This window comes from Pedobacter aquatilis (genome assembly GCF_032678425.1).
In the GTDB taxonomy this organism is placed as follows: domain Bacteria; phylum Bacteroidota; class Bacteroidia; order Sphingobacteriales; family Sphingobacteriaceae; genus Pedobacter; species Pedobacter aquatilis_B.
Genome location: NZ_JAVTSG010000002.1, coordinates 251,890 through 267,472 on the forward strand (window position 1 = coordinate 251,890; position 15,583 = coordinate 267,472).

Annotated in this window: 14 protein-coding genes; 5 read left to right on the plus strand and 9 right to left on the minus strand. The window is 35.7% G+C overall.

Going from position 1 to position 15,583, the window contains the following annotated elements:
* Positions 1-2 precede the first annotated feature (2 nt).
* From R2Q16_RS20360 to R2Q16_RS07075, 8 genes are all read right to left on the minus strand, one after another.
* Positions 3-1,106: an acyltransferase family protein gene (locus tag R2Q16_RS20360; RefSeq protein ID WP_410478154.1), complete on the minus strand. Its 1,104-nt coding sequence runs from the start codon at positions 1,104-1,106 to the stop codon at positions 3-5.
* A gap of 85 nt (positions 1,107-1,191) precedes the next feature.
* Positions 1,192-2,049, minus strand: a complete 858-nt coding sequence (locus R2Q16_RS07045) for an ABC transporter permease (RefSeq protein WP_316736079.1) — start codon at positions 2,047-2,049, stop codon at positions 1,192-1,194.
* A 554-nt stretch (positions 2,050-2,603) separates the two neighbouring features.
* A complete protein-coding gene (locus tag R2Q16_RS07050) occupies positions 2,604-3,698 on the minus strand; it encodes a glycosyltransferase family 4 protein (protein WP_316736081.1) in 1,095 nt (364 codons plus the stop codon).
* Between the two features lie 292 nt (positions 3,699-3,990).
* Complete coding sequence (asnB, locus tag R2Q16_RS07055) at positions 3,991-5,778, minus strand: asparagine synthase (glutamine-hydrolyzing) (protein ID WP_316736082.1); 1,788 nt, start codon at positions 5,776-5,778, stop codon at positions 3,991-3,993.
* Positions 5,779-6,072: 294 nt separating this feature from the next.
* A complete protein-coding gene (locus R2Q16_RS07060; protein WP_316736084.1) occupies positions 6,073-6,477 on the minus strand; it encodes a GIY-YIG nuclease family protein in 405 nt (134 codons plus the stop codon).
* Positions 6,478-6,742: 265 nt separating this feature from the next.
* Positions 6,743-7,243, minus strand: coding sequence for a UpxY family transcription antiterminator (locus R2Q16_RS07065; RefSeq protein ID WP_316736085.1), 501 nt, complete (start codon positions 7,241-7,243; stop codon positions 6,743-6,745).
* A 348-nt stretch (positions 7,244-7,591) separates the two neighbouring features.
* Complete coding sequence (locus R2Q16_RS07070) at positions 7,592-9,994, minus strand: polysaccharide biosynthesis tyrosine autokinase (RefSeq protein ID WP_316736086.1); 2,403 nt, start codon at positions 9,992-9,994, stop codon at positions 7,592-7,594.
* A 564-nt stretch (positions 9,995-10,558) separates the two neighbouring features.
* Entirely contained in the window at positions 10,559-11,392 is an 834-nt protein-coding gene (locus tag R2Q16_RS07075) for a polysaccharide biosynthesis/export family protein (protein WP_316736088.1), read from the minus strand.
* Positions 11,393-11,804: 412 nt separating this feature from the next.
* Between R2Q16_RS07075 and R2Q16_RS07080 the strand changes: the two genes are divergently transcribed.
* Entirely contained in the window at positions 11,805-12,260 is a 456-nt protein-coding gene (locus R2Q16_RS07080; protein WP_316736090.1) for a hypothetical protein, read from the plus strand.
* A 604-nt stretch (positions 12,261-12,864) separates the two neighbouring features.
* Here R2Q16_RS07080 and R2Q16_RS07085 read toward each other — a convergent pair.
* Positions 12,865-13,035 (minus strand): hypothetical protein, encoded by a 171-nt coding sequence (locus tag R2Q16_RS07085; RefSeq protein WP_316736091.1) that lies wholly within the window; start codon positions 13,033-13,035, stop codon positions 12,865-12,867.
* 58 nt (positions 13,036-13,093) lie between these two features.
* Here R2Q16_RS07085 and R2Q16_RS07090 point away from each other — a divergent pair, with 58 nt between their 5' ends.
* From R2Q16_RS07090 to R2Q16_RS07105, 4 genes are all read left to right on the plus strand, one after another.
* A complete protein-coding gene (locus R2Q16_RS07090; protein WP_316736092.1) occupies positions 13,094-13,630 on the plus strand; it encodes a hypothetical protein in 537 nt (178 codons plus the stop codon).
* Positions 13,631-13,862: 232 nt separating this feature from the next.
* Entirely contained in the window at positions 13,863-14,288 is a 426-nt protein-coding gene (locus R2Q16_RS07095) for a hypothetical protein (RefSeq protein ID WP_316736093.1), read from the plus strand.
* 172 nt (positions 14,289-14,460) lie between these two features.
* Positions 14,461-14,856 (plus strand): hypothetical protein, encoded by a 396-nt coding sequence (locus tag R2Q16_RS07100; protein ID WP_316736094.1) that lies wholly within the window; start codon positions 14,461-14,463, stop codon positions 14,854-14,856.
* A 296-nt stretch (positions 14,857-15,152) separates the two neighbouring features.
* A complete protein-coding gene (locus tag R2Q16_RS07105) occupies positions 15,153-15,545 on the plus strand; it encodes a hypothetical protein (RefSeq protein WP_316736095.1) in 393 nt (130 codons plus the stop codon).
* Positions 15,546-15,583: the final 38 nt, after the last annotated feature.

Sequence of the window (15,583 nt, forward strand, 5' to 3'; positions counted from 1 at the left end):
ATTTAGTATGTATACTTGTTTTTAAGTATTAAAAAATATCTTTCATAATAATTATACGATAGATATGATATACATACAATATATATCAGATTAACGGGAAAGAAAATAAAACTTTGTCCATTACGGTAGGATTCGCTAGTCTGCAAAAATAGTTGTTGCCAAATGTATATACTATATGACATTATTCCAATTTTAACGATAATGGGGTGGTTCAAAAATTTAATGAAAACTTCTTTTTCGGATTTTAAGCTGTAAATAATACAATAGGCGATTGATAAATTTGTAATTACAGTACCAAATGGCAGAATTAATATTCCAAAGAGTCCATTACTTTGAAGGTAGAATATAAAAAGTGTTAACAACATACTAAGTATAAATAATGATTCCTTAAGAAAACCATTAAATGAGATTTTTTTAAACAAGATTATACTTGCTACAGCACCTGTCAAGAGGGCGGTAGTTGGTATATATATATGATTAATATATATATCAAAGGCTGACGGATTTAGATATATTAATATTTTAAGTGCTGGAAGTAGTGTTATTAAAATTAGATAGAGAAGTATAGGTCTCTTTGATGCTCTTAGAACTAGCGGCCAAATTAAGTAAAATTGTTCTTCAATGGATAATGACCATGTGTGGGCTAACCAAGGATCAGTATAAATGATGTTAGAAACATAAAGTAGAGGCCAAATAAATGATAAGTAAGCAATATTAAGTTGAAAAAAATAGTTTAATAACATACAACAAACCAAGTATAAATATAATACTGGAAAAATTCGCAGGCTCCGTCGAATAAAGAATTTGGAAATATTTATTTTGCCTGTTCTTATTTTTTCCTTTATTAATATACTAGTGATTAAAAATCCACTTAAAACAAAAAATATATCTACACCTAATCTACCAAATATAAATATATTGGCTATTTTAGAGTAGACAGAACTGTGTCCAATATTATTTTTTAAATGTTCACAAATAACAATAATTACTGCGATTGCTCTCCATCCATTTAGGGATGGATAATATGGCTTATCCAAAAAATCAGGGATGCTAAACGGCGCATTTAGCTGAGCTCTGATATCATTAATTTTAGTTCTAGTGATCAAAACACAAAAGATAAGCTTTTACTTGGATTTTCGATTTATTGAGATGTTAGACATATATAAATTTAATAATGAATCAATTCCACACCTAAACCGTATCCACAAAATTCCGTTCTACCTTATTAAAAATCACAATGCCGGATAGGAGTAGGGCAGCCGTTATTCCAGTGGCATAACCAAAGCCGGCCCAGGTAAAACTGCCTTCACCCAGAAAGCCATAGCGGAAGGTTTCCAAAATTGGTGTCATTGGGTTATATTCTATTACCCATGCGTATTCAGGGTATTTTTTTATAGCTTCTGATAACGGATAGATTACCGTAGTGGCATACATGAGCAGTTGCACTCCAAAAGTGACCAGAAAAGCAAGATCACGATATTTTGTTGTCATGGCAGAGATAATCATTCCGGCACCTAAACCCAACAAGGCCATTAGAACAACAATTAATGGGAAAAGTAAAATGGTTGAGGTGATATGGAAAGATGCTCCATTCAAATAGTAATATCCCATCATTAGAAGAAACAATATCATTTGCACACCGAAGCGCACCAGATTACTCACCACAATACTTAAAGGCATAATTAGCCTTGGGAAATACACTTTACCAAAAATCCCGGCATTATCTTTAAAAACGGTCGATGTCTTGTTTAAACAATCTGCAAAATAGTTCCATGCTGTAATGCCTGCCATGTAGAATAAAGGCTTTGGCAAACCATCAGTTGAAATGCCGGCAAGGTTTCCAAATATAAAGGTGAATATGATGGTTGTAAACAATGGCTGAATAAAAAACCACAGCGGACCAAGAATCGTTTGTTTATAAAAGGAAACAAAATCCCTGCGCACCAAAAGCAACAATAAATCACGATAAGCCCAAACCTCATTTAATTTTAAATCAAACAAGGAAGCCTTCGCTTCAATAGTCCAATTATGCTCGTCTTTATGTTCCATTAAATTAGTGGTCAGTATTTAGTTGTCAGTTATCATTGTTCAGCTATGAGCAGCTTGTTCAAATTTGCAAATAATCAATTCTCAAACCTAAGTTGCCCCTCGGCTAAGCCCTACCACTATAACTCCGTTCTGCTTTTTAACCGGCATGGTCTAGATTTCGGGACCTCAATATTAGCTCCATCACTTTCAGGGGGGGGCGGGGGGTGAGGTTAAAGCGAGCTTCGCTGGTCATTTGATGTCAAAAGAAAGAAGCCTGTCCGGCCAGGACAATAAACCTATTTAACAATTAACCAATTCACCAACTAACCAATTTTCCCCTTCTATTTCCACCTAACTAAGCCTAACCACAAATTCTCGTTCCGCTATTTCACCGGCATGGTCTAGATTTCGGGATGCAGGAATTTGCCTAACTACTGCCTTTAGAAGAAATCTAGCAAGCCGGCAGTTTTTGTTTTTTCACCTGTATTTGTTTTTTTTACGGTGTTCAAGCTTGCTTCGCAGGTCTTTTGTTGTCAAAAGAAAGAAGCCTGTCCGGCCAGGACAAATCAACCAACTTACAAAATATCAGAGATTTTGCTTTTATATCTTTCAAATCCAAATTCAGTTAAACATAGACTTTGTAGAACTTCAGGTCTATAACCTTCGTGCAGCTCTTCAATAATTGCATTTTTCAATGCCATTTTATCCAAAGGATTTATCGACTGACCCAATTTCCCATGCAAAATTGCATCGTTACTACCATCCTGGTTTCCGGTAATCGAACGTCGACCACAAGCTGCGGCTTCGATGAAACTAATCCCAAAACCTTCGCCCGTACTTGGCATTACATAAACATCAGCAAGCAAATAATGGTCAATGAGTTCATCATCCGCAATAAAGCCTGTTAGAATCACTCTTCCCTGAAGGTTATTTTCTGCAATAAGTCTGTTTATGCTTTGTTCCTCTTCAACATCAGCTTTGCCACCCAAAATGTAAACTATATGATCGGGAAGTTCAGCCATTGTCTCCATAACCTTGTCATAGCCTTTATATTGCTCAGCGGATGACAATCGGCTTAATGTAAACAAAACCTTCGAATCAGCTTTTAAATTATATCGTTTTATTAAGCGCTGAGGTTTTTCATACGTGTCGGGCACTTTAAAAAACGGGTCGAGACAATTATTTAAAACCTTAATATTTTCGGTAGGGACTTGATGGATTTCATGAACCTTTTGCCCGGTATAATGACTTACGGCAAGTATTTCAACACTTTTCCGTAAGAAATTTCTTTTCCAGGAAGATAATTTACCCCAGATTTCAATACCATGCGCAAATAAAATAATCCTCTTCTTTGGGCTGAATTTTTTAATCAGCCAGGCAAAAATTAACAGGTTTATATGACTTAAAACAATCACATCAGCAGCTGCTCCACTTTTTATCGCCTGAAAGGCAAAACTTATTTTGCTTGATTTAAAACCAGTAAAATATTTTGCATCAACATAATTTGAATCCGCAATATTATCATACATACTCAAAACCTGATAATCTTTAATGCTCCCTCCCAAAGTAAAATCCTTTAAAACTTTAGCAAAAGCCCTGCAAACTTTCTCGATTCCCCCAGTCAAACTGAAAGTATGCAAGGTTAGAAACAGTACTTTTTTGTTATTCATTCAATTACGTCAAGATGACGACAAACATTTTACCCATGTCACCCTGAGCAGAGTCGAAGGGCGTTTTGGTATCAGGTTATCTGCTTTATCCTTCGACTCCGCTCAGGATGACATTTTCTATAAAAGCTTCAAATAAATTTAATCAATGATAACTGGAAACAGGCAACTGATTATATACAATCGTTTACTTAATCTTCAACTTCGCTCGTAGTTACACTGTTCAGGGAAGCAACCCGAATGCTAAATTTAATCATTGTGAATAAGTGACTGACAACTGAACCCTGGCAACTATCTACTTAATCTGATACAACGCCATCAACTTACTCCAATGCAATTTCCCCTGTTTAAAATCCTCAACAAAAGCATTAACGCTTTCATTTTGAGTACCTGAAAAACTGCTCAGAAATTTATCATCTTTAGCCAGCCATTTTTGAAACGGAAAGGTAAAACCCATCTTCGGGCGGTTCCATATCTTATCAGGTAGAACATTTATAAAAGCATCTATTAATAAACCTTTTGGTTTGCTGGTTTTATAAATCAAATCACTTCTGACCTGCCTAACCATTTTAACTAAATCCTTATCCAGAAATGGAACACGCACTTCAATACCATGTTGCATGCTCATCGCATCTGTATCCTTTAACAGCTGATTTTGCATGTATAAATTGTACTCCAGCCAACTGGCTTTTTCCGCTGCTTCTAAATTTGTAGTGATTTCGCCAATCTTTGCCGATTTCAAAACTTGATCAACCTCAGCTATGGAACAGTTTAATATCGAAGCAATTTCTTTTGGATTAAAAATCCCACGTAAAAACAAATATTTGCCACAAGTATTCTTATAGCTTAAATAATACGCTCTTTTTAAAGCCGGATTGTTAAAAACCAAAGCTTGCTTAAGAATAAAACGCGGTAAACTACTCAACTTTTCCACCCATTTTATCCTTTTAAATGAAGGATAACCACCAAACAATTCATCAGCTCCAATGCCAGAAAGTACAGCCTTTAAGCCGTTCTGTTTGGCGAAATAGGAGATAAACCACGAATTAATACCATCTGTTGTGGGCTGATCAATAGCATTAAGTGCATTTGGAAATTGAGCCTCAAAAACTTCGTTACTTATTTTATATTCCTGATGAATACTTTTGATTTGTTCGCTGATTAAATCCTGATAAGGCTTCTCTGAATATTCGGATTCATCAAAATTTATGGCGAGCGTATGTAAACACGGTTGGTTTTTTAGAACCCCACTTGCTATAATACTAATGATACTACTATCTATCCCGCCGCTCAAAAAAGTGCCAATTGGCGCATCAGAATATAAGTGTGTTCTAACTGCTTTCTGAAGCGTTTTTTTCACCAGGTCAACCGCTTGTTTATAATCACTTAACTTTTCTGCTGTTGAAATAATCTGATAATCATTAGTTTCAAAAGTATGGGCATTATGTAACCATTTTAGATAATGGCCTTTTGGCAACATCTCTATTTCCCTGAAGGTTGTGTATGGCTCTGGAATGTGCCCAAATGCTAGAAAATAAATCTTCCAGTTTAAATTTTCTGTATATTGATAATCAGTTTTTTTAAAGGCTTTGACTTCTGAAGCAAAAACCAATTGTTGGTTATCTGTACTGAAATATAGTGGTTTAATACCAGCCGAATCGCGAACTAAATAGGTTGCGTTTTCAGTACCATCATAAATTGCAAAAGCAAACATGCCTTTCAGTTTATCGAAACTTTTAATGCCCCATGCTGCATAAGCGGCCAAAATTACTTCTGTATCGCTATTGCTTAGAAAGTCATAATTTAGGTCGAGCAATTCAGCTTTCAATTCACGATAGTTATAAATTTCACCATTGAAACTGATTACATATCTTTCTTGATAAAGCATGGGTTGATGCCCGGCAGCACTTAAATCTATCAATGCTAATCTACGATGGCCAAAGGCAAGCCCTTTATTCGCTTCAACGTAAAAACCCTTATCATCCGGACCGCCATGCGCCATAACATCGCACATTGCTTTCACATTAGCTTTTAATTCAGCTTCTGTTTTAGTATGATCTATAATTCCTGCGATGCGGCACATTTTTATTAGTAGTCAGTTGCCAGTTGTCTGTTGCCGGTTATCAGTTGCCAGTTATCGGTTTTCGGTTGCCGGTCTGATGAAATTTAAAGCCAGATTCTAAAGCAAAGTTAGAGTTGTCATCCTGGGTATGGTCGAAGCTGTCATCCTGAGCGGAGTCGAAGGACAGCTTTTTAAAATAAAATATAATTGTAGTATTTCAATTTCAAATAGATTAGGCCCTTCGACTACGCTCAGGGTGACAAAACTTTTTATAATGATAAAATTGGTTTCATACGGATATCATTAATCAGTTGATTAGGCGTAATCGAAGTTGTCATCCCGAGCGGAGTCGAAGCTGTCATCCTGAGCGGAGTCGAAGCTGTCATCCTGAGCGGAGTCGAAGGACAGCTTTTTAAAATTCAAATGAGTTGTATCGTTTTTACAAATGGCAAGTTCTTTCAGCTTCTCCCAATTATTGGATATGATAGCCTCTTTCTTTTTCCTACCCCAACCTTTTATTTGTTTCTCAAAGGCGATGGCTTGATTGATATCTATAAAATGATCGCAAAAAACTAATGATAGTGGTCTTTTATTAAAGGTGTAGCAAGTTTTATTTTCACCATTGACGTGCTCCTGAAACCTTCTTTCAATATCATTGGTAACACCAGTATAATATGAACCATCGTTACATCTTAATATATAAACATGGTAGTATTTCAATTTCAAATAGATTAGGCCCTTCGACTACGCTCAGGGTGACAAAACTTCTTATAATACTAAAATTGGTCTTATACGCATAGCATTATAAATAAATCAGTTAAAGTAGGCGGAGTCAAAGCTGTCATCCTAAGTGGAGTCGAAGGACACAGCTTCGCCCTCTCAGTCACATTTTTTTTAAAAAATGACTGCTTATTTAACTATTTGGTCGTTGCGACTTACCAAGCAAAACAGATTGCTTCGTACCTCGCAATGACGGTATTTGTACCTATATCCTCTCCACAAAAGCCATCGAAGTATTAATCTCAATCGCTACACCCATATTTTCTAAACGTAAAATTAGGCGTTGTTTATTGTGGATGGAAACCGTTTCGGCAAGCATACCTTTAAACGGCCCTGCCTTTATACTCACTTTTTCACCCGCTTTAATATCATATTCCAATACTTCCAATTCCGAATCGGTAGCCAATAGTAATTTCAAATCTTCTATTTGTTTATCCGGCATAGAAGCAATCTTTCCTGAAAAATAAAGAAATCGGGAAATTCCATTTGTCATTAAAACTTCTGCATGCTCTTTGGCAGAAATATACACAAACAGGTAAGATTTTATCAAGGGTTCTTCGACAATTTTTTTACGGTCGCTCCACTGTTTAACTGTCTTTTTTAAAGGAAGATAAGTGGTAATGCCTTTTTTTAATAACTCATCATAAGCTTTTTTTTCAGCTCGCGAACGCGTATAAACCGGATACCACTTGTAATTATTGTCCATTCAATTCACAATTTTCAATAATCAATTATCAAATTCCAATAGCAAAATTTCTACTAACCAATTACCCCCTAAACAACTAATAAACAAAACATCAAACCAACTATAAAAGCTACTTTTTCTTCCAAAACATCCACCATTTCCTACTCTCAATATTTACTATTTACACCAGCCATCCAATTAAGCCTAATCTCAAATCTCCGTTCCACTTAAATCCGGCCTAACAAATTTTTCGGTCAGTACTTTTTAAGCCTCAGCACCAACTTCAAAAGAAAAATTTTCAGCCGGTGATTTTTGTTTCTTTTGATCAATCAAAAGAAAGAACCCTTCCGCGGCGGTGAGCGGATTCAACTACTTTTTCTTCCAAAACATCCACCACTTCCTATTCTCATCATCATAATAACCAGAACCCGAATAACCCGAGTAATCAGAGTAATAATAAGTACTGTTACCACCACCTCTCGAATAATCCGTAGTATAATAATTTGAATAAAGCGCATCATCACCAAATGCATTTAACACAATGGCCAGGTTACTCAAGCTGTATTCCCTTGATAGTCGCTCCGGAATATTGGCCGCACGTTGCTGTGATACCCCCGAACGAATAACAAAAAGGTTAATATCTGATGAGCGTATTAACGGAATTGCATCCGAAACCAAACCTACAGGAGCGGTATCAACCAAAACATAATCGTATCTTTTTTGAAGATTCTTTAAAAGCTCCTTCATTGCCTCGGTATGCAATAACTCAGACGGGTTTGGTGGAACAGGCCCAGATGGAATAAAATCAATATGATGCAAATCATCGTGAATCATTACTTCTTCTAGTGTGGCTTGTCCGGATAATAAAGAACTCAGCCCCCTTTTGTTATCACTTCCAAAAGCCTTATGCAATTTTGAGCGTCTTAAATCGGCAGCAATTAAAACCACACGTTTTTCAATTAAGGCAAGCGTACCAGCAAGGTTTACCGTCACAAAAGATTTTCCCTCGCCAGAAATTTCAGAGGTTATGCAAATAATTTTACTTTCCTTATGACTGGCAAGAAAACTCAGATTCGTTCTTACCGAACGTACCGATTCTGCGAAAACAGATTTTGGCTTAGATAAAGAAAGTGCCTGCCGACTGTCCTGGTCAATATAATCAGGAAATTTCCGGATGACTCCAATAATTGGTGTATGTGTTAAACCTTCAACAGTTTCCTTATCGTAGATGTAAGGATTTAAAAACCTAACCAATAAGATTAATCCAAAGCCAGCGGCTAAACCGAGGGTTAGCGCAGTGCTGTAAGCCTTATTGCCATTTGGTGAAATTGCATAATAAGATGGGTAGGCCGGATTTACGATGGATGCTCCCGAGACCACTGCTGCCGCATTCATTTCTGCATCCAGCTTTTTCTCTGATAGGAAAGTTCTAACCTTATTGTTCACCTCAAAATTGGTTTGCAGTTTCACAAAATTTTGCTCTTTTACCGGAATGCTGCTCATGCTTTGCGTTACACCCGAAATTTGATTGTCTATATAGCGGATGGTTTGCTCATTTTGCCTCAACATCCCGTCAACCGCACTTCTGATACTTGCTTTAACATTCGCAATTTGTTGTTCAATTTGTTTTACTGGCTGAGAATCGCTGTTAAATTGCGAAAGCTTCGCTTCCCGGTTTGCCAAAAGCGTATTTAGCTGACCAACCAATATGCCTAAACCGGAATTTAATTCTCCATCTAAATCTAAACCAATTTCTATTTTAGATTTATTGCTGTTTACTTGCTCCTGTAATTGCTTAATACCTAGTTGCTTTAACTTTAGCTCTGTTTTTTGTTTTTCAAAATCAGAAAGTTTTCCAACAGTCATAGACGTAGACGAACCCATATCTACCATTTTATTCTGTGTTTTGAAATTGGCTAAAGTACTGCCGGATTTGCCTGCCTCCGCATCAATAAAATTTAGCTGGTTATCAATAAAATCGACCGTTTGCTTTGCGGAACGCCTTCTTTGGATGATGTCGTACTTAACGTATTCCTTCATGATGGCATTCAGGATATCAGCTGCAAAAACAGCATTTGCATCGGTTTGACTAAGGCTCATTACATTTGTAAATCGGGCAGCCTCACCAATGTATAGCCCGCCCATTGCCCGGCCGATAAAATCCTCCTTACTGTTAAATTTAAATTGATAAGTACTGTTTGCAGGGATTTTATCTTTAACACGGAAAATCATATTTCCGATGTTAATGTTCTGACCGTATTTGTAAACAGTTTTCTGTTTATCATTATCCGCCAGGTACAAATTGAAATGTTGATCATCAGCTGCGGTAATTTCATAAAGTGAACGCTCAAAATTAACGCTGTCTTGCTTGATGATTTCTATAACAAAAGGCACATTAGGATAAAGTTCTGTAGTGCGTACACGGCCTTTAAGGTAATAACTGATTTTGTAATCGAGGGTTTTTACCGCATTTGAAATCACTTCATTACTACGGATTGTAAAGCTTTCTGCCTGAATTTTATCGGTATAGTTATAATTCGCAGATTGCATTCCTCCATCTCGTCCTAAAGAAGATTGACTGTTATCCTCTAATTTCAGAGAGGCGCCAGTTTGGTAAATAGGAGGTGTGTACCATAGATATAACCATGCAACGCATAAGGAAATACCAACAGTCCCCGCAATCCAGTACCAGCGACTTAAAAAAACCCGAAAGATTTTATAAAAATCTATACTCTGGCTTACACCCTTTTTTTCTTGAATAACCTCAGTCAATGTTTTTTCTTTTTATACTTAATTTAATATCGGTTGTCAATTTACTGTTATTAGCTGCTGATTAAGCATTTTTTTGTAACTCTGAATCTGTCGAAGACGAAAATATCTGTCCTTCGACTCCGCTCAGGATGACAATATTTTCATTGCCTGCGTAACCAGTTTTTCAATTACCAAATAACCAGTTTTTCAATCACCAATTATCCAATGTTCAATAACCAATTCTGCAATTTCACAATTAACCAATTTTTTCAATCATCAATTAACCAACTTTTCAATCACCAATTAATCAATGATCAATAACCAATTCTGCAATTTCACAATTAACAATCATCCCCTCTATTTCTACCCAACCAAGCCTTACCAATTTATCTCCGTTCCGCTTTTTTTCCGGCATGGTCTAGATTTCGGGCTGCAACAATAAGCCTAACCACTACCTTTAACAGAAATCTAGCAAGCCGGTGTTTTTTGTTTCTTTTTGACATCAAAAAGAAAGAGCCCTTCCGCGGCGGCGAGCGGATAAATGCCTAATACAAATCTATTTTCTTCCAAAACTGCTACCTAAACCTATCTCGTTACGGTAAAAATCAAAACCGCCAAGTTAACCACCACTAATAATGGCTGTAAAATGTTATTATAACTCTGCAACTTTTCCGTTGTTGCACTACTCTTTGTTTGTTGTAAAACAATAATATCGTTATTCTGCAAAATCAGCTTTTTACTAGCTAAACTGTTAATGTCATTAAGATTTACGTAAATCAATTCCGGATTGGCTCTGTCGCCACGAATAATTTTAAGCGTTTTAGGGTCGGCAGTTTTGGTAATGCCTCCGGCTTCGCCAATAATATCAATCAAAGTGGTGTTCTCTCTTTCTAATAAAAAATTACCTTGCTTTCCAAACTCCCCTAATAAGGTAACCTTTAAATTCACCACACTCAATTCAATAATGGGATTGCGCAGTAATTGCTTGGCATACAAATCCTGAATTTTAAGCGCAGCCTCTCTGCGGCTTAAACCAATAACCTCCACCTTGCCAATAGCAGGCAGATTAACCAATCCATCTAAATCTACCGGATAAGAAAGTGTATTATTGATAGATCCACCAGAACCACCTTGGCTACCGCTTGATAGGCTTGTTGTTCCTGCCGTACTGCCTGTTGCACCAAATTCAGGGTTTTGAACGTTACGAATGGCCAGCCTGTCATTTACCTTTATTTTATAGTAAGCATCGCTGATACCCTGGTCGTTTACCACATAGACTTGTTTAATGGTGTCTGTTACTATATCGCTCTTTGCATTAAATAAACTACGTTCCTTTCTGGCTGAGCAGGCATTAAAGAATAAAACAATCAATACAGGAAAAATTAAAAAAACGCCTTTGCTTTTGTAATAAGATATCATATTCAAGATATTGATTGTTGTTGGTTTCAGTAACAAAAATACTTTATTAATGCGTAAATGACGAAAAATCGATAAATTTTAATCAGTAATTGATTTTTGTCAATCGATTTGCATTCATAATTAAATAAGCCCTTAGAGTCTGCTAAGGGATTTTCATCTTAAACCATTTTCTAAAATTTATAATTACTGCATTGGGTAAAAAATTTGCTTTATATCAGTAGATCAATTTAAAATAAGATTTGAAAATATTCCCAAAAGGAGTAAGTTTGCTTATTGTTGCTTGCGAAGTCAACTTTATAAATCTGTGTCTTTCTCTGAATTCTTTTTCTGATGCTAATCTGCACGAGCCATTAATTAAATAGAAATTGCCCTTCTCTTCCTAGCCAGTTTTTATTCCAAAATCTTAATTATTATGCACTGCTTAAAAACAACCATTGTAGTATTAATAGGTTCGCCGATTCTCCTATTTTTGTTGATGCCAAAAACTGCTAATGCCCAACCAAGTACGGGTGCTGGCTGTATGAGCAGGGATGGATTTAGAACTGTTTATCAGGCCTACACTGGTATGGGAGGTTTGCCATTCCTTGCCAGGTATCAACCGCAAACGGGCGGCAGGTATAGTCAATGGGGGCCGAAAGATGATTGGATTGGTGATGAAACTCATTATCCCTGCGTTAAATGGATTCCAAATGGTACGCTAAACTGTTATTATCGGAGCACAATAGGCTCTGGTATTTATTTAAGAGGAGATTTAGGAAGTTTTACAGGGAATGAGTTTACAACTTGCGCATTAGATGATGACGCAACGTGGTTGATATTGCCTTTATGTGTAATTGGGTGTTTTTTTGTTAGAAAAACAAAAAAATAATCGGAATGATTACTGCTGAATAATATTATATGCCGCTCGTGATTTGGGTATAACGAACTCGATTAAAAAAGGCCAGATAAATTTAAATTTATTAATTTGGATATCTTATTTTTTGATTTACTTTTGCGCATCCCCAATTGTTAATGGCTCATCCCATAAAATTATGTTAATTTTATGGTTAAGTTATCCTTATCATTTGCTTTTCTGTTATTTTTATTTCCGTTGATATCTAATGCCGATACTGGATGCGTTATGAATTACAATTCAAGTACTGAAGTTGTTTATCCGACTAGTATAGGTCCTGCTCCAGCTAATACTTCAAGAACAAATTACACAGGTCCAATAATCTATAATGATTTATATTATCCAACTTTTTGCCCAAAATACAGATGGATATCATTAGCTGTAAGTAATACCAGATGTTGCATTGATAACGTATGCAACAATTCCTATCGAGTTGCTGAGTATTCCCCAATAAACTGTCCAATAGATAATTACATTTCTTGGTTAATTCTACCAGCGGGTATTTTTGCTTTTTTTAGCATAAAGCGACATAAAACTATTTCGTTTCTTAATAACTTATAACCATTATCTTATTTAGAATTTATTGTAGAATAAATTTTGTTAATATTCTTAAAAGGAGTAAATTTGCTTTACTAATTTTATAAAGCGAAAGCCACATTAGCAAATCATTTCGTTTAATATCACTGTTTTCTGATGCAGCCCTGCGCAAGCTATCTTCACCAATAGAAATTGCCCCTTCTTTCGTTGCCATTTTTTATGTTAAAGTATTAATTCTTATGCCTTGCTTAAGATTCTTCAACTTTAAATTAATGCTCAAAAAAGATTTCGTAATATTATCGAATGCATTTTTTGTTAAAAGCCAACCCGCTAGTGGAATACGCATTTTAATTCGATATACTAGTAGCGCAATTTACCAGGTCTGTATCGAAATCAGCTATTTGTTATCATTTCATAAGCAGTTTAAGTATTTTTTTTTAAGTGGTTTGTACTTTTTTGCAGTATCAGATGTATTTGCAAGTGAAGGTTGTGGCAAAAACATTGATAACTCATCTTCAGAAATCATTTATTCTGTAAGGATTATGCCAAATATTAGTGGCTTCCAAAACTACACAGGGCCTATTATTTATAACACCACGGGCTATCCTTCAGCATGTCCGAATTATAATTTTAATGATGCAGAACCACAAGGCACACGTTGTTGTATTAATGGTGATTGTAATCCCTTGTATGAAATAATAATTTACACGCCTTTAGTTACAAATTGTCCGATTGATGATTACATAGAATGGTTAATTATACCAGTTGGTATTGTTGGTCTATTTCACATAAAAAGAAGGGGGAAATAAATAAAAGCGTGTTCCATTCACTCCATCTTCCATCAACCATTATCCATCCTCCATTCTCTACATTTCCATCCCCTCCATCAACTTCTAAATGATAAATATCAATCATAAGCACTCGCTTTGATATTTATCATCAGGCATCAACAGCTTAAATAAGGCTTTAAGTAACCTATTGGATAGTTTTGCAATACCTATTTATGTTAAACGTATCCTCCCGAAAGTATTAAAATATTTTATGGGAAAATTTATTTTTTTAGCTGTTGCCTGTTTGTTTTTATTTAGCAACACAAAAACCCTTGCACAAACGGGTTGTTTAGTTTCAGGAAGAATTTATACAGATAAAATTGATGACGTATATGGTGGTTTTCTGTGGCTATTTAATAGGCCTCAATATGATAATTCTCTGATTACAAGTTACGTAGCGTTATCAGGAGCATGTCCAATTGGAGATCAGAATTTCTATGCAAGAACTACAGGTGGAGCAGGCAATAGATGTGGCTTTACAACGTCTTACAACTCAAATACTGTCGGTTATGAATATTCCTACAGCATTATTAGATGCCCATTAGACAATTATATCTCCTTTTTATTCCTGCCTATTGGTTTGTTTGGATTTCTTCGTTTTAGAAATTACTATAACGGAATCGCTCAACATTCTTAAAAATCTCTACGAAATCTCCAGATTATGTATTTTTCATTTAGCTTTTGATATATGTCATTTTATTGCTTTTAAGTTGATAATTGTCAAAAGCAGATCGTGATCAATGCGTTAGCCTGAGTTTAATTAGAGGTACTTTTGTCTATTCTCTATTTAATCAGACAGGGTTAATTTCATGAACAAACTGAAATGGATATTTTTTTTAATATTCAGCAATATATCAATCTTAACAGCCTCGGGACAAGGTTGTGCTATAGGTTATGCTACTGCTAATGAAGTAATCTATTACGGTCCTTTAGCGGGAACAAGAAATTTTGGGCTTCCAATAGCTTACAATAATTCACCTGGTACTGCTTATCCTACTGCCTGCCCAAAATATAACTATAATGCTGCAACAGGTAATATGAGTTGCACAGTTAATGGCTCCACAACAGGAGTATTCAAATCGGCAGCAAATTTTAGGATGGTGCCTTGCCCATTAGATGATTATATAGCTTGGCTATTGCTGCCAATTGGAATATTTAGCTTTTTTTACCTCAGAAAAAAACAATTATTAATGGTTAAGGTATAATGATAATTAATGATACTCGATTTGCCTAAATTGTTAATATCCTATATGTATTTAAAATTTCATAGCTAAAACATTCCTATATGTTGTGTTTTTATGGTGTTTTATGCACTTTTCTGTTCAAAAAACATAAAAGTTGTATGATGATGTAGCAGAATTAGTGTATTTAATACACCATTATATATTTTTGCGATTGGAAACTGTCCCGTTCCCTGATTATAATGAGGCGTTTATGCTATACTTTGATTTTTACTCTAATATTTTGTGGTCTCAATGCTGTCACTCAAGCTTCATTAAGATTGGATAGAGTACCTCCGCCACCTTCTCCTGGTGGTTGCCTTATCGGTGGGATAATGTACACTGGTTATATTAGAACTATTTACATGGGGCGAACTGGTACGGCTCCAAATGAAACTGTAACAGGTTACAGATATCAATACGATTCCGCAGGTCCTCGACAAAATTGTTATGTCGGAAGAACAAATTTTATTGGGCCAGACCCGAATGCTACAGGGAATACACCTATTGCGGATATTGGTTGCGGCTTCTCGCCAAATTATAATCCCAATACAACTTCAACAAGTGTATTTACGATTGTGGCATGCCCAATTGATGATTATACCCCTTGGTTAATTCTACCAATTGGAATTTTTGGTTTTTACTATATGCGTAAAGGGAGCTTTACAGGTTAACACAATCTGTTTTTAGGAATAAAACTTTTTAATAATAA

Coding starts and splice junctions, on each gene's coding strand:
- R2Q16_RS07045 (WP_316736079.1), bottom strand. CDS start 2,049: ATGGAACATAAAGACGAGCATAATTGGACTATTGAAGCGAAGGCTTCC.
- R2Q16_RS07050 (WP_316736081.1), bottom strand. CDS start 3,698: ATGAATAACAAAAAAGTACTGTTTCTAACCTTGCATACTTTCAGTTTG.
- asnB (WP_316736082.1), bottom strand. CDS start 5,778: ATGTGCCGCATCGCAGGAATTATAGATCATACTAAAACAGAAGCTGAA.
- R2Q16_RS07065 (WP_316736085.1), bottom strand. CDS start 7,243: ATGGACAATAATTACAAGTGGTATCCGGTTTATACGCGTTCGCGAGCT.
- R2Q16_RS07075 (WP_316736088.1), bottom strand. CDS start 11,392: ATGATATCTTATTACAAAAGCAAAGGCGTTTTTTTAATTTTTCCTGTA.
- R2Q16_RS07080 (WP_316736090.1), top strand. CDS start 11,805: ATGCACTGCTTAAAAACAACCATTGTAGTATTAATAGGTTCGCCGATT.
- R2Q16_RS07085 (WP_316736091.1), bottom strand. CDS start 13,035: ATGGCAACGAAAGAAGGGGCAATTTCTATTGGTGAAGATAGCTTGCGC.
- R2Q16_RS07090 (WP_316736092.1), top strand. CDS start 13,094: ATGCTCAAAAAAGATTTCGTAATATTATCGAATGCATTTTTTGTTAAA.
- R2Q16_RS07095 (WP_316736093.1), top strand. CDS start 13,863: ATGGGAAAATTTATTTTTTTAGCTGTTGCCTGTTTGTTTTTATTTAGC.
- R2Q16_RS07100 (WP_316736094.1), top strand. CDS start 14,461: ATGAACAAACTGAAATGGATATTTTTTTTAATATTCAGCAATATATCA.